The sequence below is a fragment of the Bifidobacterium sp. LH_230 genome (genome assembly GCF_056357555.1).
Genome location: NZ_JBKEWJ010000017.1, coordinates 44,148 through 64,265, shown reverse-complemented (window position 1 = coordinate 64,265; position 20,118 = coordinate 44,148). Strand labels below are relative to the sequence as shown.

The following is a 20,118-nucleotide window of genomic DNA, read 5'->3' as shown; positions in this document are numbered from 1 at the left end:
CAGCGTAGACAAAAAACACAGGAAAGGCAGCGTAATGGACATCGCCATCATCACCGGCGCATCATCCGGTCTCGGCCGCGAATTCGCGCGGCATATTGCCGAACGCTATCAACGACTCGACGAGATCTGGCTGATCGCGCGCAGACGCGAACGCCTCGAAATGCTCGCGTCGGAACTGGGATCATTAACGCACGTGGCTCTGCGCGTCGTGCAGCTCGACCTGGCCGACTCATCCAGTTACGACGTGCTCGGCGAGCTGCTGGCCGCCGAGAAACCGACAATCCGCGTGCTCGTCAACAACGCCGGCTACGAGCGCGAAGGACTGCTACGCGACATGAGGCCGACCGACATGCTTGCGATGATCGATCTCAACGTCAAGGGAACGACCCTGGTCAACCGCGCATGCCTGCCGTACATGAGCCGGGGAAGTTACGAGATCGTCACCGGCTCGGTGTCCGCGTTCGCGCCGATGCCATGGCAAGCGGTATACGGGGCAAGCAAAGCGTACGTGCGTTCGCTCGTATTCGCGATTCGAGAGGAGGAACGCCGCCGCGGCGTGAACATCATGCTGCTCAGCCCCGGCAACATGGACACCGAAATGAACGTGCGTGGTTCGGGCGGCGGCAAAATCGGCATGCTTCCGTACCTGAACCTCGCAAGGACGGTCGAACGGGCCTTGACCCTCGCGGAGCGCGGCCGCGGCGAATACACGCCGATGATGTTCTACAAGGCGTACCGTTTGGCGGCCAAGCTCGTCCCCGCAACGCTGATGACGCGGTTCACCAGTCTCGAATCGGGCGGAACCGGGCGTCGGTGATCGTTATCAGTCGGCCTGACAGCCGGTGTGATAACGGTCGGCGGTGGCGACGCCGTGCAGCATGAGATCGGTCATGACATCGGCAAGCTCCTCGTCAGACGCATCCATGCCGTGCAATACCCACTGGTCGATCACCTCGCACAGTGCGCCCGCCCAATAGGAGGCGGCATAGCGCGGGCCGATCTCGTGACGTGCGGCGCTGCGGTTCATGCTCGCACGCATGCGCTCGCGAATGCGCCCACCCTGACCGGCCTGCAGGATCAGCCGATACTGCGGCGCGATGGTACGCACGCCGGCGAGCATGGCCAGCCACGCCTCGCGGGTCTGTGTCATCGGATCGTACTGTAGGAGACTGCGGTTGATCTCCTCGAAGATGGCGGCGAGAAACCCGTCGAGAATCGCCTCCTTCGACGCGTAGTTGCGGTAGTAGGCGTTGCGGGAAACGCCGGCGCGGCGTGCGATGTCGGTGACGGTGATCGACTCGAACGGTTTCGTCTTCATGAGCTGGATGAGCGCGCCTTCGATGCAGTCGCGCACGAATGCGTTCGACTCCTCGTTGTTGCGATGCAGTGTGGCGAGCCGGCGGTCGCCGGCTTGATCGTTGGCGGAGCAGCGGTTTTCGGGTCGATCGCCAATGGCCTGATCATCGGGGAGTGTCCGATCGCCGGACTGGTCGTCGTATGTCATGTCACACTTTCTTCCGTTCTGTCATCGCCGTACCCGAGTGACTTGCGCCGGCTGCCAGTCGCCGATTACCGTCGTTGATGTCACACTTGTACCATCATAATCGGAAGGCATCCGACAGTAATGCACCGCGCATCATCCACCGCAATCAATTCCAGGAAAACCATCCTCATCACCGGCGCATCCAGCGGCATCGGCAAACAGACCGCACTCGCGCTCGCAACACAAGGGCACACGATCATCATGCACGGCCGCAACCCGCGCAAAACGCATGAAGCGCGCGACTGGATCGTCGAACGCACCGGCAGCCGCGACGTGCACTGTCGCGTCGCCGACCTGTCGCTGATGAGCGAAGTCGCGCGGTTTGCCGCCGAGATCAACGCGACCTACGACCGACTCGACGTGCTCGTCAACAACGCCGGCGGACAGTTCGGCTCCACCCGCGAGACCACCGCCGAGGGCCACGAGAAAACGTTCGCCATCAACACGCTCGCCCCGTTCCTGCTGACCAACCTGCTGCTGCCGAAACTCAAGCGCAGCCCGTCCGCGCGCATCGTCACCGTCGCCAGCGAATCCTACCGTCAAGCCGGCCAGCCGATCCTCGACGACATCGAACTGGAACGCCACTACTCGATGGTGCGCGCCTACGGCTTCTCCAAACTGTACGTCTGGTGGCTCATGCGATGCTTCGACGCGCGGCTCAAGGCGGACGGCGTGCGCAACGTCACCGTGAACACGGTCGAACCCGGCTCGGCCGTGACCGCGCTGCAACGCGAGTCGATCCGCACGACGCCGTGGATGCTGCCGCTGCTGGTGTTGTGGCTGCCGTTCATCCGCACCGCCCGTCACGGCGCGCGCACCAGCGTGCTCATGGCCACGTCGCCGACCGTCGAAGGCGTCAGCGGTGAATTCTGGGGTAACATGCGGCGCAAGCGCATCAACGTCAAATGGATCTCCGCCGACGGCGAACGCCGTATCTGGGACTACTGCGAACGGGTCTGTGCGCCATATCTGGCTGACGGCGCGCAATGAGGTGCCGGCGGCCGCCGCCTATATACCACAATCCGGCGCGGGACACCAGTCTGTTGCACGACGCATCGATCCCGTAAGCTGGGACGAATGAGCGAACATACGAAAACAGAACACGCGGCGGGAACCGCTGACATCCCGTCTGCGAGCCTTCCTCAAGCCGACCGAGATGCGGAACACATGCAGGGGCACTGGGTGCTGGCCCAGCTGGGCAAACGCGTGCTCAGGCCGGGCGGCGAACGGCTCACCAGGCGCATGCTCGCGCAGGTGGCGATCGCGGGCCGGCGCGTGGTGGAATTCGCGCCGGGACTGGGGCGCACCACGCGGCTGATCATGGAAGCCGGTCCGTCGGCGTACACCGGCGTCGACCGGGACGCGCAGGTGGTGGACATCATCAAACCGCTGGCTGCCCAGGTGGACGGCACCTGCGTGCTGGCTGACGCCGCGCAGACCGGATTGCCCGACGCGTCCGCGGATGTGGTGGTCGGCGAGGCGATGCTCACCATGCAGTCCGAACGCGGCAAACGGGCGATCATCGGTGAGGCGCATCGCCTGCTCGCCCCGGGCGGACTGTACGCGATCCACGAAATGGGCCTCGCGCCGGACGGCCTCGACGAATCCGTCAAGGATGCGATCCGCAAGGATCTCGCCCGGGCCATCAAGGTCAACGCCCGACCGCTGACCGAGGCCGAATGGCGCGAACTGCTCGAATCCGCCGGCTTCGACGTGCTGTGGAGCGGCAGTGAGCCGATGGCATTGCTCAAGATGCGCCGCAATCTGGCGGACGAGGGGGTGGCCGGAGTGCTGCGCATCATGCGCAACGTGCTGACCCATCGTGATCTGCGTGCGCGTGTCATGCAGATGCGTCGTGTGTTCAACACGTACGGCGACAAGTTGACCGGCGTCGCGTTCGTGGCGCGCCGGCGGTAGCGTTTTGCGTGATAGCGGATACGCTGGAAGGATGCGCGGCGATGGGTCGGTCGCTGCGCGAAGATTGATCGTATGACCATGCCGATGCCGGTGTTGTTCGCAACGTCGGCATCGGCGATGAACATGAAGGAGTTCGATGATGAGCGAACGGACGAACAATGCGAACGAACCACAGCCGTCTGCGGTGATGGAGTTCGTCGACGATCTGAAGCCGCTGGTCGAAGTGCAGCCCGAGGCCACCGTCTCGCGTACCGTGATGCAGGTGGAAGGCGCCAACGTGGTGCTCTTCTCCTTCGACAAGGGCCAGGAGCTGAGCGAACACACCGCCGCCATGCCGGTGCTCGTGCAATGCCTCGAGGGCCATCTCAAGGTCACCGGCGGCGGCAAGACCGTGGATCTTGTGCCGGGCGGCATCCTGCACTTCCCGACCCGTCTGCCGCACGCGGTGTACGCTGTGGAAGCATCCAAGATGATGCTGATCATGATGCGACACTGAACGTCCGCATGTCGGAATTATCGTCGTGCCTACTGAGACGACGGCTGTCGTCGGTCGGCTATTCGATCGGATCGATCCGTTCCGCAACATTCTGCAACATTCCGCAACTCTTTCGGAGCGTGACACGGAGCGGTTCGACGATCGTTGATCGGCATATGGACGGCATTATGGACGCGCGGCAAGTGCGGGACTAGCGTGAATCGCATGGTCGTATGGGATTCCCAACAGTATCTGCGATTCAAGACGGAACGCACGCAGCCGTCGCGTGATCTCGCCGCGCAACTGCCGCCGGACGACGGGACGGTCACGCGCGTGCTCGACATCGGCTGCGGGCCGGGCAACAGCACCGCCGTGCTGCGCGAACGCTACCCGCATGCGACGATCCTCGGCGTCGACAATTCGCCGAACATGATCGACGCGGCGCGCGCCGCCCATCCGGACATCGACTTCGCGTTGTGCGACGTGTCGAACCCCGGCGATCTGGCCGCGCTGCCGCACGACTTCGACGTGGTGTTCTCCAACGCGTGCATCCAATGGGTGCCCGACCACGCGCATCTCATTCCCGCGATGCTCGGCCTCTTGCGCGAAGGCGGCATGCTGGCCGTGCAGACGCCGATGAACTACGAGGAGCCGATCCACCGCATCATCGCGGACCTCGTGCACTCGCCGGCATACGCGGACCGTCTGCCGCAGAGCCGCGAGTTCTACAACCTCACGCCGCCCGAATACTGGGAGCTGCTGCACGCGAACGCCGCCAACTTCCGCATCTGGAAGGTCACGTACATGCACACGCTGCCTTCGCACGAGGCCATTATGGACTGGTATCGCGGCACCGGACTGCGCCCGTATTTGCAGGCGCTGGCGGACGACGGCGAGCGCGAGGCATTCGAGAACGCGGTGTTCGAGCGCGTGCGCGACGCCTACCCGACGCAATCGGACGGCAGCATCATCTTCCCGTTCCCGCGATTCTTCTTCACCGCCGTTCGCGGACACGCTCCGACGACAGATATACGATGACCGCCATCGGCACGGCGATCATCAGCAGCGGATAGAACCATGCCGTGTCAACCCTCGCATACAGGAACCCGCCGATGATCGGTCCCAAGGCCATGCCCAGATCAAGCCCGATGTAGTACGTGCCGTTGCCGCGTCCGGCGTGCCCCGCTCCGGCCAGACGCGCGGCGGTGGACTGGCTGACCGAACTCATGATGCCGTAGGATGCGGCCATGAACACGGCGGCGACGAGCAGGGCACCGTTGCCTCGCATGACCGTAAGCGAACCGAGTGAGATGATCATGCACGCCGCACACAGCCACATGAACCATCGGAACGAACGTTGATCGAACAGGTTGCGCATGGCCACGCGCAATGCGAGCAATGCGACTGCGTACAGCGGGAAGAACAGGCCGACGTCCACCGGCAGTTCACGTGCGTCCACATAGGTGACGATATACGACTGCGTGGCGTAGTAGGGGATGGAGAACAGCATGAACGCGGCCGCCACCGGAATCACGCGTACGGAGATCGTCTGTTCGACGAGCCCGCGAAGGACGGTGCCGGCTGACCGAGACGATGCCGGCGATGCCGTTGTCGTCGAGACCGCTGCTGCCGTTGCCGTTGCGCTACGTCGTGCCGTGTCGTCATGCGCGAACGACACCAGTGCGAACGCGATGATCATCGCCGCCGTGACGACCGCAAACGTCACGTGATAGCCGAAGGTCGAACTCAGCCGGATACCGGCGGCGGGGCCGAGCGCCATGGCCAACGCGTTGACCATGCCGTAATATCCCATGCCCTTGCCGATATGCTCCAAGGGAATCAGTGCGGTCAGCCACGCCGCAAGACAGACTGATAGACAGGAGAACCCGATGCCGTTGACGATACGGGCCGCCAGGATCGACGTCGCGTTGACGGAGCATGCATAGCCGGCGTTGGCGACGATCAGCAGCACGATTGCGGCCAACGCCAGCCGGCGTAACGGGGCGTGGTCGCTGAGCCTCCCGGCCCACGGCCGGCACAACAGCGACACGATGTTCATCGTGCCGGCGATCAGTCCGGTGAACGTTCCATCCGCTCCCAGAGAGTGAGAATAGCCGACGATCAGCGTGGTTCCCATCATGACGCCGGCCATATAGAAGAACGCGGCGGCCATGATGAGCGTGATGTCGACGGTCATGAATCCGCTGCCGTCGGTGCGTTCGCCTACGCGCTGTTTCGTTGCCATTGCCGGCATGATGACCCTCCTCACGATACTGCTCGGTTGCGCTGGATATGTTGTTCGTGACTGTTTCCGATATCGCATTGTATGGTCGCGGATCGTGCGATGAGCCGGTATGGCGACGCCCTGTAGTGCGCGAGTACGTTCTTTTGGTTATAACTGATATGAAAAGAACGTGATGGACGGGAACGGGGGCGGCATGTACGACAGACGACTGGACGCCATCATCGCGGCGGAGGAATGTGGCAGTTTCAACCAGGCGGCGCAGCGACTGCATCTGTCGGCGACCGCGGTGATCAAACAGATCGCCGGGTTCGAACGCGAATACGGATTGACGTTGTTCGACCGGACCAACAACGGCGTGACCCCTACGGCGTCCGGCCGCGCGCTGATCGAGGACGCGCGCGAACTGATCCGGCAAAGCGAACGATCGCTGCAGCATGCACGACAATTGGAACGGACGGCAGGAGAGACGGTCCGGCTCGCCGTATCCATGCTGCGCCCGGCGACCCCGTTGCTCGAACTATGGCCGCGCGCATCGGTATGGCTCGCGAACCAAGGACGTCAGGTGAGCCTGGAACTGGTCTCGCTGGCGGACGGGCCGGACGAGTTCATGACCGCACTCGACCATCTGGGCGAGGATGTGGACATGACGGCCAACGGCTTCTCGCCGGGTCGACGGGAACATGACTGCAACGTGCTCAAGCTGGGCGAGTATCCGCTGCGCATGGGCGTGCCCCTGTCGAATCCGCTGTCGGTCCGCTCCGGCGCGACGCTGTACTTGAGCGACTTGGAGGGCCAGCGCATCCATATCCCCGCGCCCGGCGTCAACGATGCGATGGATCGGGCGCGGGCCGTGCTGTCCGCGGTGCCGGGCGTCACGCTGATCGACATGCGGTCGTACACGTTCGACGATTTCAACGCGTGCGCGGCCAGCGGCGATCTGATTCTCGCCCGCACCTTCGGCACCGGCATCCATCCCATGATCCGCCCGATGCCGGTGGACTGGGATCTGACCATCGCCTACGGCCTGTTCTATCCCAAGGAACCGTCCGCCGCCGTCCAGGCGTTTGTGGACGCGATCGGCGCCGTGCTGCAATAGAAGCGCGCCCAATGCGTTGAGGGCACTGGGCGCGCGGAATCATATGTGACGAAGGTATCGCCGGCTGTGCTATTCGGCCAGCAACGCCTCGCGATACCGCCGCCCGGCGTCGGCGAGCGCCGCATCGTCCAACTCCATCGACTCGAACACGACGAACGGCTTCAGCCACACGGCGTGCGTGTACCGTGCCATCATCCGGTACGGCGAGAGCACCTCGTCGATCGTCGCGCCGTCGTCGACCGGCTGGTATTCGGATTGAGGTCCGCCCGCGGTCGTGGCGACCATGATCTGTTTGCCGACGAGCGCCTCGCCGTCCGTGCCGTACGCCCAGCCGTATTCGAGCACCTTGTCCTCCCACTCCTTGAGCAGCGCGGGTGCGGAATACCAGTAGAGCGGGAATTGCAGCACGATGCGGTCATGCGCCTCGACGAGCTGCTGTTCGGCGGCCACGTCGATCTTGCCGTTCGGGTAGAGCGCGTATTCGTCGCGCACGGTGACGTTGCCGTCGGCGTCCTGTTGCGCGGCGGCCATGAGCGCGGCGTTCGCGCGGGAGCGGCTCAGATCGGGGTGAAAGACGAGAACCAGCGTTTTCATGATGTCTCCTTCGACTGCGTTGTGGCGTTGGCGATCATACGGTTTACGCGTATTGCCACTACTGTACCGCATGGGACGATCGATTCGGGAGACTGACGCTCAGTAGGCCGTCACCACGGCAACGGCCGGCCGTCGCGGAAGAAGCCTCCGGTCGGACCGTCGTCGGGCAGCGTCGCCGCCCACGTCACGCTTTTCGCGCTCACCTCGACCGGACGGCCGAACATGCTCGAACCGAACGTGTCGGTGATGTCCGGGCAGACCGCGTTGACGAGGATATGATCGGCGGCAAGCTCCTTCGCCGTCTTGATCGTCAGGCCGTTGAGCGCGAGCTTGGAGATGCCGTACCCGGACACGGGGATGTCCATCGCGCCGTGCAGGAAGCCGTACTGCTGGACACGTTGACGATGCGGCCGTGCTCCGACTTGCGCAACAGCGGAATGAACTTCTGCGTGACGATCCACGTGCCGATCACGTTCGTGTCAAGCACGGCGCGCATTTCGGCGATGTCCTGACTGTTCGACGGACGAGCCGGCGCGCATGGACGCCGCGTTGTTGACCAGCACGTCGAGGCGTCCGAACCGGCGGTCGACTTCCGTGGCGGCCGCGGCGACGCTTGCCTCGTCGGTGGTGTCGAGACGCACATAGCTGGCGGCGATGCCGTGGTCGATGAGTTCCTGCGTGAGCTGCGCGAGTTCCGGCCGGCGTGCGGCGAGGATGACGTGATAGCCAGCCTCGCCGAGCTGGCGGGCGGTCTCGTAGCCGAGGCCGCCTTTGCGGCCCGAGCCGGTGATGAGTGCGATCTGCATGATGATGCTCCTTTAGGGCGTGCTGTTCGGTATGCGGTGCGATGAGGAATGCGTGGAATGTACGGCTCAGAACTCGCGGCCGAGTTCGCGTGCCTTGTCGAGATACGGGGTGCCGGCGACCTGGCCGGGAGCGAACACGCCGGCGGCCAGCACGGAACCCTTGATCTTCCATCCGAGACTTTCGCCGAAGCGCATCTCGTAGTAGCTGAGCATGTTCTTGGCGAGCATTTCCTCGGGGCTGGCTCCGGCGACCAGCAGCGCCGACTCCTTGCCGGCGAGATCGTCGTGCGCGTCGAACGGCAGACGGTCCATCATCGCCTTGATCTGCGCGGAGAACTACATCCAGTAGGTCGGCGTGGCGATCACGATGCCGTCCGCCGCCTTCATCTGCTCCATCACGGTCGTCATGTCGTCGGCCGGCTGGTCGTAGCCGGTGAACGGCGTGATGTTCATGTCGGCGAGCGTGAGCTTGGTCGCGGTGTTGCCGGCGGCCTCGACGCCTTCGATGAGCGCGTCGGCGAGCATGTCGGTGTTGCCGCCCTTGGTCGGGCTGCCCTGGATGACGAGAATGTGCTTGGCCATGATCGGTCCTTTCGGTCGGTTTGGTTGTCTTGCCGCGGATAGGAAGCGCATGCGTGTTCCGCGGTGTTCCGATAAGGACAGTATGCATGAGTACATATATTTTTCATTCTTAGAATAAAAAACTGATTTTTGGAATATGGCAACGATGTTAGCATGGGGAACCATGAGTGAGCAAGTTGAATCCAATGCAACGGAGGTACCGCGCGACGTGAATGCCGTCGCGTATGGTGACGTCGCATGCGCATCCATGGACGAAGGCGACGGGACTGCGGCGCATATTCAGGCGCATAACGTGCCGGCTGTTTCCGCAAGGGCCGACGTAAGCCTCACCGCGCCGACCTGCGCCATCGGCTATGCGTTCAAGGCGATCGAGGGCAAGTGGAAGCTGCCGGTCATGTACGTGCTGTCCGTGCACGGCGCCGCGCGATACAACGAGATCAAACGCGAACTCGGCATCACCAACATGATGCTCACCAACACGCTGCGCGACCTCGAGGAATATGGTCTCGTCAGCCGCACCCAATACAACGAGGTGCCGCCGCGCGTCGAATACGCGCTCACCGCCAACGGCTACGTCATCATCCCCGCCCTCAAGGAATTCGAAAAATGGGGCCAGCACCTGCTCGACGCGCGAGGCGCCGCCGATCGGATGGAGTGATGTCGTTGCGGCTCCCGACCGTCCCACGGCACCTGGTGCGGAATCTCGGCTCTTTGCGCTGTGCCGTGACGCGGACTCCGGGCTTTCTCGTTGAGGGGATCTAAACGCCGGCCCCGCTGCGGCTCTGCATTGTCACACATTGAAGGAACCGGACATTTTTGGCGAAGCGTGACGGCTGATCTGTCATACATCACGAGGAAAGCCGTGCGGGAACATGGCGTGACAGATCCGGTAATCCAAAAACCTTGGAATTTCAAGCAAGCGGCGTTCCGGTCGGGAATCGGCCGGCGCGGCCTCCTGTCATGCTTGAAAGAAATCCTCGGAAATCTTCCGGGTGTGACGCCATGTTGCGTCACACTTCGTCGACTCCATGCCGTTTTGTCCAAGTGTGACTTGCCGGTACGCTTGGAAGGCATGCGCGGCGGATGACGCGTAGATGCGAGATCCGCCGCGCCGTCAGCGGCCCGCGTCGCGGGCGGCGATACGCTCGCAGAAACCGGTCTTGTCCGCTTCGGTGATCGGACGCAGCACGCGGGCCGGATTGCCCACGGCGATCACGCCGGCCGGAATGTCGTGCGTGACGACCGACCCCGCGCCGATCACTGCACCTCGGCCGATGGTCACGCCGCCAAGCACGGTCACATGGCCGCCGAGCCACACGCCGTCCTCGATCACGATCGGCTTGGCCTGACATGCGCCGTTTTTGCGCTCCTCGAAGTCGAGCGCATGGTTCGTGGCGAACAGGCCGACCATCGGCGCGATCCACACGTAATCACCGATCGTGATCGGCGCATTGTCGAGCATCACGCAGTCGAAGTTGATGTACGCGTGCGAGCCGATCGAGATGTTGCGGCCCATCTCGCAGCGGAAGTTCGGCTCGATGAACACGTCGTCGCCGACCGTGGCGAACAGCTGCTCCATGATCGCGCGGCGTTCGGCCTCCTGATCGTAGTCGAGCGCGTTATAGGCGCGAAACAGCTTCTTGGCCTCCACTCGCTTGCGTTCGATCTCCGGATGCGAGTCCTGATAGACCTCGCCGGCCACCATGAGATCCCATTCGACGCGCCCCTCGGGCGTGAGATCGGCGGTGACGTCGTAGGTGTTCGTGGTCATGATCGGTTGCTCCTTCGCTGGTATTGCGCACCTGATGTTTGCGTACGATCGTACATTATAGATGGAGTGCCGATACAGAGGGAGAATGTTCCGCGGCCGGCTGCCAGTTTGCGGTCATGATCGCATGATTCGCATGGATTATTGCGCGCGCCAGACCATGATGATATGGGGAATGCCGTCCTCAAGGAATTCGTCGGAGACTTGGGTGAAGCCGAACTGCTCGTACAGGCCACGCGCGTAGGTCTGCGCCTCGATGCGCACGACGCTGGCGTGCTCGCGTTCCTGCGCCACGCGCAGTCCTTCGCGCACGATCCGCGTGCCGAGGCCCTGCCGGCGGCGGGTCGTCAGCACACGGCCGATCGAGACCTCCGGGAACGTGACACCCGGGTCGACCACGCGGCAATAGGCGGCGATGCCGTCCTCGTCATGCAGGAACACGTGCCAGCAATGCCGGTCCGCATCGTCGACCTCTTGATAGGCGCATCGCTGCTCCACCACGAACACCGCCACGCGCACGCGATAGATCTCGTACAATTCCGCCGCGCTCAGCTCTTCCAGCCGTTTCACCGTCAACTGCATGATCCCATCGTATAAGCCGCGTCCGATTCCATTCACAAACCGTATGACCGGCCATTGAACGAGTCTATTGGACGTGGCGATTGATGTGCGGTGTAATACATCACAGTGGACAGCGGACGTCCGCGACGACGACACACGTAAAGGAGAATCTCCAATGGAATACACCAAACTGGGCAACAGCGACGTGACCGTGTCCCGTATCTGCATGGGGTGCATGGGATTCGGCGACGCGACCAAGGGCCACCACTCATGGATACTCGACGCCGGCCGGTCTCGCAAGATCATCCGTCGAACACGGCATCGCGTCGGCGATGCGACCGACGCCGTAAGTCTCAAACTCGCCGACGAAGAGATCTCTGACTCGGAGGAACCGTACGTGCCGCACAGGCTCGTCGGCGTCATGGCCTTCAACCACTGAACCATGTCGTGCGATGGGACTCCAACCGTGTGGATTATCGACTGCGCTGTCGGCTGAAGATGCGTTGACCTCGAGCGCTCGAAGTCGATAGAACATTGGACGTAAGAAGGACATCCCCTAAGGGGAAAGGAACCATCATGGACAAGCATATGCTCGTCACCTATTTGTCCGCCACCGGCGCCACGCGCAGCGTCGCCGAACGTCTCGCGCACGCCATCGGCGCGGATATCACAGAGATCAAGCCGGCCCAGCCGTACACGGCCGCCGACATCAACTGGCGCGACACCGCCAGCCGTTCCAGCGTGGAGCACGCGCATCGCGACATGCGCCCGGCGCTCGCCGAGCCGATCGACGTGGAACCGTACGATGTGGTGTTCGTCGGCTACCCGCTGTGGTGGGAGACCACGCCGCGCGTGGTGCGCACCTTCCTCGAAAGCGCGGACTGGGCCGGCAAGACCATCGTGACGTTCGCCACGTCCGGTTCCAGCACGCGCGGTGCCGACGGCGCGCAGCTGCACGACTCCGCACCCGCCGCCCATTGGGTGTCAGGCCGTCGCATCGCCGCCTCCGAAAGCGAGGCCAAGCTCGCCAAATGGGCCGAAGGGCTGGACTTGTAATCGGATCAGTCGCGCATGGTGAAGCCGGCGTCTGCAATGCGTGACTGCATGTCCTTGGCGATGGACAGGCAACGGGCGCGTGGAATGCCGGCCTTGGCGCCGATGCCGGTTAGATCGGCGAGCGTGATGCCGCGGCCCTTGCCGTTGACCGCCGTGGTATGCTCGCCGTTGATGCCCGGGTTCTCGGTCAGATCGTATGCGGGGGAGGGCCTCCAGACGGCGCGCTCCCTGTCATAGAGGTAGGAGAAATTCTTCGCGTGATCGTCGCGGTTGCCGATGAACACGTTGAAACACATGAGCCGATACATGCGCTCGCATTCCTCGGCGCTGTCGGTCATGCGCATGGTCAGCCGCATGAGCAGCCTGTAATCGAGGTTGGCGATGCGATGCGAGGTCTCCAGCAGTCCGCCGGCGGATACCATGTGCACCTTACGGGTGCTGCCGTCGGCTTGTTGCACACGGTCGAAGCGTTTGACGCCGAAATATCCGGCGCAATGTCTTGACGGGAACAATCGGGTCTCCGGCATGGCGAGGCCGCACTCCCGCGCAAGACGCGAGATGCGGTATTCGGTCTCTCCGATGCTGGGCGGGTCCACGGATGAGGGGAATTTGATGATCCAATCCTCTCCGTCGATCATGGTGAGGATCTTCGGACGGGCACCGCCGGACGAACCGCCCAATGCGAACAGACGGTCGAGATCCTCCGAGAAGTCCGTGTTCAGCAGATGTAGGCTTTCCTGTGCCAGTATGTCAAGATCAACCGTATCGGCATGCTCGTCATCGATCGGCGTCGCTGGCTCGTATTCCAGCGCGCCCATGCCGCTCGTGCCTACAATCGACAAGCGCGGCAGCAATCCGACCGTATATGGGTCGATGCCATGTCGGTGCAGCATCCGGTCGGTGAGCAGGCGACCCCAGCCGTCGGGCATACTGTCGTCGAACACGCCGAACATGCCGTTCAAAGGATCTCGCTTGGCGACGAACACCCCTTCCCGCAGGGGCAGGCTCAACGGGCTGATGGAGAACCCATGTGTCAGCCATGCTCGATCGTATGCGAACGCCAAGGTGCGGTTCGGCGACATGGTGAGCGTGCCGACTGTTTCCCCGGCGCATGTGACACGAATCTGATCAAGATCCGGCAGTAGACTGGTCATGAGCGGCTCCCGTTCCGTCGTGCGGCGGCGGTGACATCGTCGATGGTCGCATAATACGGCTGCGAGAACAACGCGTCGAAATCCTGTTCGCAATGCAACGCGAAGGCGATGCTGACCAGTGAGCCAAGGGAGATCTCATGCAGCTGTTCGAATCGCCTGATCGATCCCAGGCTTACGCCGGACTTCTCGGCCAACGCGGCCTGCGTCATGCCATGCTCCTTGCGACGCTTGGCCATACGGTCGGCGACACTGGCCATCACATCGCCGGGCATTGGTTCATCCAACAGGTCAAACATACTCATATATTAGCATTATTTATGGTTATTCATCATAATTACCACTATATGAGTAGTTTTTAATATGTGTCCATACTGTGGGGTCCTCAACCAGTGTCCAACTATTCCCGAAATGGAATAAACAGTACGATTACTCACCGAGCAGTGCCGCGTAGTCAGCGGCGTCCTTGTCGAGTTCCTCGTCGGTGATGGAGTGCATGCCGTGGATGGCGAACGGCTCGGCGAAGGTCATGCCGATATGCTTGGCGGTGGTCTCCAGAGGCTTGAGCAGTTCGGGGCCGGTGACGCCGAACTCGCCGCCATGATGATCTTTGTCGTGAACATTGTTGCATACGTTGGATTAGTTGACTGACGTCGATCGCGATCTGAGCGGGAACGGTCCTGATGTCTGTTCCGCTTGTCGCGAGATGCCGAGATCAGACGTGGTCGATGACGCGCGCCGGATTGCCGGCGACGATCGCGCCGGCCGGCCGAAACGAGATCGCGCCCGCCGATCTCAAGGGGCGGACGCTGCTGATGCAGTACCGACCGCAGGTGCGCGGCATGCTGGACAACTGGCTCGGCGGCGTGCGTGACGAGATCGAGATCGCGGGCACTTACAACCTGCCGTTGAACGCGGCGATCGCGGTGCGTCACGGCCTCGGCGTCGCCCTGTGCATCGATGTTGGACAGATCGGCGACGGCTTGCGGTTCGTTCCGCTGTCGCCGCGACTCGACGTGTCGTCATCCGTCGTATGGAAACGCGGCCGCGTGCTCAATCCATCCGCAGCGGCGTTCGTCACGTTCCTGAAAGGCGACGATAGCGATCGTCGATAGCCGGCAACGCCGCTGTGCTACCAGAGGATGTCGATCGGCGCGGTGGTCTTGTTCTTTTCAATGATCAGGCAGATCTCATCGGGAGACTCCTTGCAGCCGCGGCGCAGCCACAGCCAGATGATCGAGGCGACGGCGGAGACGAGGATCTCCATCGCATAATCGGCGGGGATGCCGTTGTATGACGGCTGCGGCTGGGCGCCGAACCGTTTGGCCTGCGCGACGATGAGCCTCTTGAGCACGGCCTTGACCCGGTCGTATATCTGGAAGTCGTTGCCGGACTGCGACACCGCATCGAAGAACGCGAAATCGTCCTTGATGTAGCGCAGCGCATCGGCGATGGCTCGGGTCTGGAACGCGTCGCAGACTGCATTGCCGGTGCGCGTCGTGACCGGTGCATCCGTTTCGGCGTTGGTCAGAAGGATTTCGGTCAGATCGGCGATCGTGTCGTCGATCAGCTGGCGGCGCAGGTCGAACTTGTCGACGTAATGCATGTAGAACGTGCCGCGGTTGATGCCGGCCGTGCGGGCGATGTCGCTGACGGTCATCGCGTCGAAGCCCTTCGACTTGACGAGCGTGGTGAACGCGGCCTTAATCTTGGCCTCGGTTTTCGTATTGCGTTTGACCGGCGCGGATGCCGGTGCTGCGACTGTCATGATGGACTCCTTGGGTATGACGTGTTCGACTGATCCGGACGACGGATGATGATCGCTATTCTATCAACACGTTGTCTGATTAGTGACTGAATCACCAATATTTCCGGTTGTGTTCAATCTGAACAGATCAATGAAAACCGTTGGTTGACTTAGGTTTGCGGCTGTTCTTACCATCGTGGCAGTTAAATCAACATGTTGTTCATTCAAGGTGTTGATTACTGAACGAATCGTGACATATACGGTTGATGGCTTTGGCTACCCCTCAGTCGGCTCCGCCGACAGCTCCCCTGACAAGGGGAACCGAGGAGGGATGAAAGGAATACTGAACATGGCATATATCGAAATGGTGCACAGCTTCAAGCGCTACCACATGGGAGAGGCGACCATCACCGCCAACAACGACGTGAGCTTCGACATCGAGAAAGGCGAGCTCGCGATCATCCTCGGATCGTCCGGCGCAGGCAAGTCGACCGTGCTCAACATCCTCGGCGGCATGGACACCAACAGCGAAGGCCGGGTTATCATCGACGGCAAGGACATCTCGAACTACACCGCCCACCAGCTCACCGACTACCGCCGTTACGACATCGGCTTCGTGTTCCAGTTCTACAATCTCGTCGCCAACCTCACCGCCAAGGAAAACGTCGAACTCGCCTCCGAAATCGTCAAGGACGCGCAGGACCCGGTGCGCACGCTCATCGACGTCGGGTTGAAGGACCGCATCAACAACTTCCCCGCACAGCTGTCCGGCGGCGAACAGCAGCGCGTCGCCATCGCGCGCGCCGTCGCCAAGAACCCGAAGATCCTGCTGTGCGACGAGCCGACCGGTGCGCTCGACTACAACACCGGCAAACAGGTCCTCCAAATCCTGCAGGACCAGAGCCGCAAGAAAGGCGCGACCGTCGTTATCGTCACCCACAACTCGGCCATCGCGCCGATCGCCGACCGCGTCATCCACATGCACGACGCGCGCGTCAAATCAATCGAGATCAACGAACATCCGATGGACATCAAGGATCTGGAGTGGTAGCCATGACCGCATTCGCAGACTTCATCGAACCGATCGAACCGGCCGAACCGGCTGCGGCAAGCCGGCAGCGGACCGGCGCGCATCGTGCCGCCACGAGCACGCGCCGCAGCAACGGCACTCCCCGCAAACGCATGCTGTGGAAGGACATCCGCGTCACCCTCGCCAAGTCGAAAGGCCGGTTCATCTCGATCGTCAGCCTCATGATGCTCGGCTCGTTCGCGCTCGTCGGCCTGTTCGTCACCGGCCCCGACATGCAGGCCACCGGCACCTCCTTTTACGGCGAACACAACCTCGCCGACGTGACCGTCATCAGCGACTACGGCCTGAGCCAGGCGGACGAAACGATCATCCGCGACACCGACGGCGTACGCCAGGCCGAATTCGGCTACTTCAAGGACGTGACCATCAAGGGCAGCAACCATAGCCTGCGCGTCTACTCCAAACCCGACGCCGTCTCCGGATACCGCGTCATCGAAGGCCGCATGCCGAACAAAACCGGCGAAATCGCGCTCGACTCGGCCGAACGCGACCGATACGCGATCGACAGCACCATGCAGGTCAGCGAACTGCCCGATATCGCCGGCGACACCATCCTCAAGCAGACCAAATACACCGTGGTCGGCTTCGTCGACGCCAGCGAAATCGTCTCCAACCTCAACATGGGCCAATCCACGGCCGGCACAGGCGAACTCGACGGCTACGGCGTGGTCGTACGCGACACGTTCGACTCGGACGTGACGATGATCGGCCGCGTCACCTTCGACGACACGCAACACGTCGACTACTGGACCAGCGAATACCGCGACCGCGTGCAATCACACAAGGACACGCTCACCAAGCGCCTCGCCGGCCAGCCCAAGGCGCGGGCAGCCTCGATCCGCGAAGACCGCCGTCAGCAGATCGACAAGGCGCAGGCCAAGGTCGACGACGCGAAACAGGAGCTTGCGGACGCCGAACAGCAGCTTACGGACGCGAAGACGCAGATCGAATCCGCCAAGGACCAGATGACCCAAGGCGAGATCACCGCCATCGACCAAGGCTCCGCCGCTGTCGCCGAACTGTCCGGCACACTCGCGCAGATCGCCGCAGCCGGCTCGCAGATCACCGCCGGACAGACCCAGCTCGCCGCCGGCGCCCAGCAACTCAGCCAAGGCCAGACCCAGCTCGACTCGTCATGGCAGCAGCTCACGCAGGCCAAAACGCAGCTCGACGCCGCGCGTACCGTCCTCGAATCAGTCAAACCGGTCCTCGACAAAACCGGCGCGACACTGGCCGACTGGGCCAACAGCGGCCTGACTGGTGACGTGTACGACACCGTCAAGGCACAGTACGACAAGGCGCTCGCTGTCTACAACGAGGCCGTCGCGCAATACAACACCCAGCTGAACGCCTACAACGCCGCGCTCCAGCAGTGGAACGACGGCGCAAAACAACTCAAGGAAGGCGGCGAGGAATACCGCAAAAACGCGGCTGCGCTCGCCGACGCGTCCAGGCAGCTCGCCGCCAAGCAGACCGAACTCGGCCAGGCCGTCTCCACCGCACCGGCCGGCACGTCGGACGGCAGCGGCGTCTCGTCCGGTGCCACGCAGCTCATCCAAGGCCAGCGCGACATCGAGAAGGCCGAAGACCAGTACGCGCAGAAACTGCAGGAATTCAACGACGCGAAACCGGCCGCCGAAGCGAAGATCGCCGCGGCCGAACGCGACATCGCGCTCGCCCGCGAGAAGATCGACACGCTCGAGGTGCCCGCCTACTCGATCGACGGGCGGCGCGAGGGGCTCACGTCCAACGGCTACCGCGTGTACGAGATCATCGCGAACATCGTCGGCAAGCTCGCCATGATCTTCCCTGTGTTCCTCTACTTCGTCGCCGCGCTCGTCACGTTCTCCACGATGGGCCGCATGGTCGACGAGGAACGCGTCAACTCCGGCACCTTGAAGGCGCTAGGCTACGGCAACGCGGACATCCTCAAGAAGTTCACGGTCTATGGCTTCGCCGCATCCACCGTCGGCACGATCCTCGGTGTCGCCGCCGGCCACACGATCCTGCCGCTCATCGTCTACCATGCGTACAGCGACGGGTTCACCATGCCGGTCATCGAACTGAAGTTCCATCCCGTCGTCACCGCAGTCGCGTTCCTGCTCGCCTGGGTGAGCGCCGTCGTGCCGGCCATGCTCGCCGCCGCACGTGAGCTGCGCGACAAGCCCGCCGCGCTCCTGCTGCCCAAGCCGCCGGCGAACGGGTCGAAGATCTTCCTCGAACGGCTCGGCTTCATCTGGAACCGGCTCAGCTTCACGCGCAAAGTCACCGCGCGCAACCTGTTCCGTTACAAGACGCGCGGCTTCATGACGATCTTCGGCGTGATGGGCGCCGTGTCGCTGCTCGTCGCCGGACTCGGCGTACAGGGCTCGATCAACCAGATCAGCGAACGCCAGTTCGACGAGGTGATCCATTACGACATGATCGTCGCCGAAAAATCCGACAACAACGACGAACAACGCGACGCCGTCGCCAAGACGATGACCCACAAGGCCGTGGACGAGGCGATGCCGATCCGCTACGAGGAACTCACCAAAACCGCCGGCAAACAGGACGACAAGCAGTCGATCACACTGCTCGTCACCGACGACGCGTACAACTTCAACGACTACGTGACCCTGCGCTCGCGTGTCGGCCACCGGCCGCAGATCCTCACCGACTGCGGCGCGGTCATCTCCGAGCGCATGGCCTCGATGCTCGGCGTGAAGGCCGGCGACACGATCCGCGTCACCGGTGAGGACGGCACCGAGCAATCCGTGCGCGTGGACGGTGTAAGCGAGATGTACATCGGGCATCTCATGGTCATGTCGTCAGGCGGATACGAACGCGTGTTCGGCGAGGACTACCAGTCGAACGCGTATCTGGTGCGGCTCAAGGACAACTCGATCGAGAACGCCGAACAGCAGGGTGCGAGGTTCATGAAGAACGACGGCGTGCGAGGCGTCGTGCAGAACACCACCATGAAGAACCAGGTCGCCACGATCGTCGACTCGCTCAACCAGATCATGGAGGTGCTCGTGCTCGTGGCCGGCATGCTCGCCGTGGTGATCCTGTACAACCTCACCAACCTGAACGTGTCCGAACGCATCCGGGAACTGTCGACCATCAAGGTGCTCGGCTTCCATTCGAACGAGACGACCATGTACATCTACCGCGAAACCATCGTCTTGTCCGCGCTCGGTATCCTCGCCGGCTATGGGTTCGGCGCGGGGCTGCACCGGTACATCATCAGCGAGGTGCCGCCGGACGAGGTCATGTTCGATCCCGCGCTCGGCTGGCCCGCGTTCGTGGCACCCGCCGTGCTCGTCGCCGCGGTGTTGGCCGCGCTTGGCGTGGTCGTCTATCGGCAGCTGCGGGATGTGGATATGCTCGCCGCGCTTAAATCGGTGGACTGACGCCGCAGCGCTTTTCATGACATCAGGAAAGTTCAATTCATGTTGCCGACATGTGACATGAATTGAACTTTCGGTGTTTCTGGGGGATGTGT

General features: G+C 62.6%; 25 protein-coding genes. 12 read left to right on the top strand and 13 right to left on the bottom strand.

What is annotated here, in order from left to right; genetic code table 11:
- The first annotated feature begins 34 nt into the window (after positions 1-34).
- Positions 35-817, top strand: coding sequence for an SDR family NAD(P)-dependent oxidoreductase (locus AC1A0G_RS08905; RefSeq protein ID WP_476529035.1), 783 nt, complete (start codon positions 35-37; stop codon positions 815-817).
- A 6-nt stretch (positions 818-823) separates the two neighbouring features.
- On the opposite strand, the gene AC1A0G_RS08900 is transcribed toward AC1A0G_RS08905, so the two are convergent.
- Positions 824-1,504, bottom strand: coding sequence for a TetR/AcrR family transcriptional regulator (locus tag AC1A0G_RS08900; protein WP_476529033.1), 681 nt, complete (start codon positions 1,502-1,504; stop codon positions 824-826).
- A gap of 120 nt (positions 1,505-1,624) precedes the next feature.
- Here AC1A0G_RS08900 and AC1A0G_RS08895 point away from each other — a divergent pair, with 120 nt between their 5' ends.
- The 4 genes from AC1A0G_RS08895 to AC1A0G_RS08880 all read left to right on the top strand — a co-directional run bounded on the left by AC1A0G_RS08895 (position 1,625) and on the right by AC1A0G_RS08880 (position 4,973).
- Positions 1,625-2,533, top strand: coding sequence for an SDR family NAD(P)-dependent oxidoreductase (locus AC1A0G_RS08895; RefSeq protein ID WP_476529031.1), 909 nt, complete (start codon positions 1,625-1,627; stop codon positions 2,531-2,533).
- Positions 2,534-2,620: 87 nt separating this feature from the next.
- Complete coding sequence (locus tag AC1A0G_RS08890; RefSeq protein ID WP_476529029.1) at positions 2,621-3,460, top strand: class I SAM-dependent methyltransferase; 840 nt, start codon at positions 2,621-2,623, stop codon at positions 3,458-3,460.
- A gap of 136 nt (positions 3,461-3,596) precedes the next feature.
- Positions 3,597-3,956, top strand: coding sequence for a cupin domain-containing protein (locus tag AC1A0G_RS08885; RefSeq protein WP_476529027.1), 360 nt, complete (start codon positions 3,597-3,599; stop codon positions 3,954-3,956).
- A gap of 204 nt (positions 3,957-4,160) precedes the next feature.
- On the top strand, positions 4,161-4,973 hold the full coding sequence (locus AC1A0G_RS08880; RefSeq protein ID WP_476529043.1) for a methyltransferase domain-containing protein: 813 nt from the start codon (positions 4,161-4,163) through the stop codon (positions 4,971-4,973).
- Here the strand turns inward: AC1A0G_RS08880 and AC1A0G_RS08875 are convergent.
- Positions 4,930-6,189 carry an MFS transporter gene (locus AC1A0G_RS08875; RefSeq protein ID WP_476529025.1) on the bottom strand — a complete coding sequence of 420 codons (1,260 nt, stop codon included), beginning with the start codon at positions 6,187-6,189 and terminating at the stop codon, positions 4,930-4,932. The genes AC1A0G_RS08880 and AC1A0G_RS08875 overlap by 44 nt on opposite strands.
- Before the next feature lie 163 nt (positions 6,190-6,352).
- Here AC1A0G_RS08875 and AC1A0G_RS08870 point away from each other — a divergent pair, with 163 nt between their 5' ends.
- Complete coding sequence (locus AC1A0G_RS08870; protein ID WP_476529023.1) at positions 6,353-7,276, top strand: LysR family transcriptional regulator; 924 nt, start codon at positions 6,353-6,355, stop codon at positions 7,274-7,276.
- 69 nt (positions 7,277-7,345) lie between these two features.
- On the opposite strand, the gene AC1A0G_RS08865 is transcribed toward AC1A0G_RS08870, so the two are convergent.
- From AC1A0G_RS08865 to AC1A0G_RS08840, 6 genes are all read right to left on the bottom strand, one after another.
- Positions 7,346-7,870: an NAD(P)H-dependent oxidoreductase gene (locus AC1A0G_RS08865; RefSeq protein ID WP_476529021.1), complete on the bottom strand. Its 525-nt coding sequence runs from the start codon at positions 7,868-7,870 to the stop codon at positions 7,346-7,348.
- A 110-nt stretch (positions 7,871-7,980) separates the two neighbouring features.
- Complete coding sequence (locus AC1A0G_RS08860) at positions 7,981-8,235, bottom strand: SDR family NAD(P)-dependent oxidoreductase (RefSeq protein ID WP_476529020.1); 255 nt, start codon at positions 8,233-8,235, stop codon at positions 7,981-7,983.
- Positions 8,181-8,366 (bottom strand): SDR family NAD(P)-dependent oxidoreductase, encoded by a 186-nt coding sequence (locus AC1A0G_RS08855; protein ID WP_476529018.1) that lies wholly within the window; start codon positions 8,364-8,366, stop codon positions 8,181-8,183. The genes AC1A0G_RS08860 and AC1A0G_RS08855 overlap by 55 nt, the downstream gene beginning before the upstream one ends.
- Entirely contained in the window at positions 8,350-8,676 is a 327-nt protein-coding gene (locus AC1A0G_RS08850; RefSeq protein WP_476529016.1) for an SDR family NAD(P)-dependent oxidoreductase, read from the bottom strand. The genes AC1A0G_RS08855 and AC1A0G_RS08850 overlap by 17 nt, the downstream gene beginning before the upstream one ends.
- Before the next feature lie 66 nt (positions 8,677-8,742).
- The gene (locus AC1A0G_RS08845; protein WP_476529014.1) at positions 8,743-8,988 is read right to left on the bottom strand and encodes a flavodoxin family protein; all 246 of its coding nucleotides are present in this window, start codon (positions 8,986-8,988) and stop codon (positions 8,743-8,745) included.
- A gap of 24 nt (positions 8,989-9,012) precedes the next feature.
- Positions 9,013-9,258 (bottom strand): flavodoxin family protein, encoded by a 246-nt coding sequence (locus tag AC1A0G_RS08840; protein ID WP_476529013.1) that lies wholly within the window; start codon positions 9,256-9,258, stop codon positions 9,013-9,015.
- A 163-nt stretch (positions 9,259-9,421) separates the two neighbouring features.
- Between AC1A0G_RS08840 and AC1A0G_RS08835 the strand changes: the two genes are divergently transcribed.
- Positions 9,422-9,916, top strand: coding sequence for a winged helix-turn-helix transcriptional regulator (locus tag AC1A0G_RS08835; protein ID WP_476529011.1), 495 nt, complete (start codon positions 9,422-9,424; stop codon positions 9,914-9,916).
- A gap of 456 nt (positions 9,917-10,372) precedes the next feature.
- Here the strand turns inward: AC1A0G_RS08835 and AC1A0G_RS08830 are convergent, their stop codons facing one another.
- Entirely contained in the window at positions 10,373-11,029 is a 657-nt protein-coding gene (locus AC1A0G_RS08830; RefSeq protein WP_476529009.1) for a sugar O-acetyltransferase, read from the bottom strand.
- 138 nt (positions 11,030-11,167) lie between these two features.
- Positions 11,168-11,608, bottom strand: a complete 441-nt coding sequence (locus AC1A0G_RS08825) for a GNAT family N-acetyltransferase (RefSeq protein ID WP_476529007.1) — start codon at positions 11,606-11,608, stop codon at positions 11,168-11,170.
- Positions 11,609-11,762: 154 nt separating this feature from the next.
- Between AC1A0G_RS08825 and AC1A0G_RS08820 the strand changes: the two genes are divergently transcribed.
- Both AC1A0G_RS08820 and AC1A0G_RS08815 read left to right on the top strand, forming a co-directional pair.
- Complete coding sequence (locus AC1A0G_RS08820) at positions 11,763-12,026, top strand: hypothetical protein (protein ID WP_476529005.1); 264 nt, start codon at positions 11,763-11,765, stop codon at positions 12,024-12,026.
- A 137-nt stretch (positions 12,027-12,163) separates the two neighbouring features.
- Complete coding sequence (locus AC1A0G_RS08815; RefSeq protein WP_476529003.1) at positions 12,164-12,643, top strand: flavodoxin; 480 nt, start codon at positions 12,164-12,166, stop codon at positions 12,641-12,643.
- A gap of 5 nt (positions 12,644-12,648) precedes the next feature.
- On the opposite strand, the gene AC1A0G_RS08810 is transcribed toward AC1A0G_RS08815, so the two are convergent.
- The gene (locus AC1A0G_RS08810) at positions 12,649-13,797 is read right to left on the bottom strand and encodes a type II toxin-antitoxin system HipA family toxin (RefSeq protein WP_476529001.1); all 1,149 of its coding nucleotides are present in this window, start codon (positions 13,795-13,797) and stop codon (positions 12,649-12,651) included.
- The gene (locus AC1A0G_RS08805; protein WP_476528999.1) at positions 13,794-14,099 is read right to left on the bottom strand and encodes a helix-turn-helix domain-containing protein; all 306 of its coding nucleotides are present in this window, start codon (positions 14,097-14,099) and stop codon (positions 13,794-13,796) included. The genes AC1A0G_RS08810 and AC1A0G_RS08805 overlap by 4 nt, the downstream gene beginning before the upstream one ends.
- A gap of 423 nt (positions 14,100-14,522) precedes the next feature.
- Between AC1A0G_RS08805 and AC1A0G_RS08800 the strand changes: the two genes are divergently transcribed.
- Complete coding sequence (locus AC1A0G_RS08800; protein WP_476528998.1) at positions 14,523-14,909, top strand: LysR substrate-binding domain-containing protein; 387 nt, start codon at positions 14,523-14,525, stop codon at positions 14,907-14,909.
- Positions 14,910-14,926: 17 nt separating this feature from the next.
- Here AC1A0G_RS08800 and AC1A0G_RS08795 read toward each other — a convergent pair whose 3' ends face one another.
- Positions 14,927-15,562, bottom strand: a complete 636-nt coding sequence (locus AC1A0G_RS08795) for a TetR/AcrR family transcriptional regulator (protein WP_476528996.1) — start codon at positions 15,560-15,562, stop codon at positions 14,927-14,929.
- A 328-nt stretch (positions 15,563-15,890) separates the two neighbouring features.
- On the opposite strand from AC1A0G_RS08795, the gene AC1A0G_RS08790 reads away from it, so the two are divergent.
- Complete coding sequence (locus AC1A0G_RS08790; RefSeq protein ID WP_476528994.1) at positions 15,891-16,592, top strand: ABC transporter ATP-binding protein; 702 nt, start codon at positions 15,891-15,893, stop codon at positions 16,590-16,592.
- A gap of 2 nt (positions 16,593-16,594) precedes the next feature.
- A complete protein-coding gene (locus AC1A0G_RS08785; RefSeq protein ID WP_476528992.1) occupies positions 16,595-20,026 on the top strand; it encodes an ABC transporter permease in 3,432 nt (1,143 codons plus the stop codon).
- Positions 20,027-20,118 lie beyond the last annotated feature (92 nt).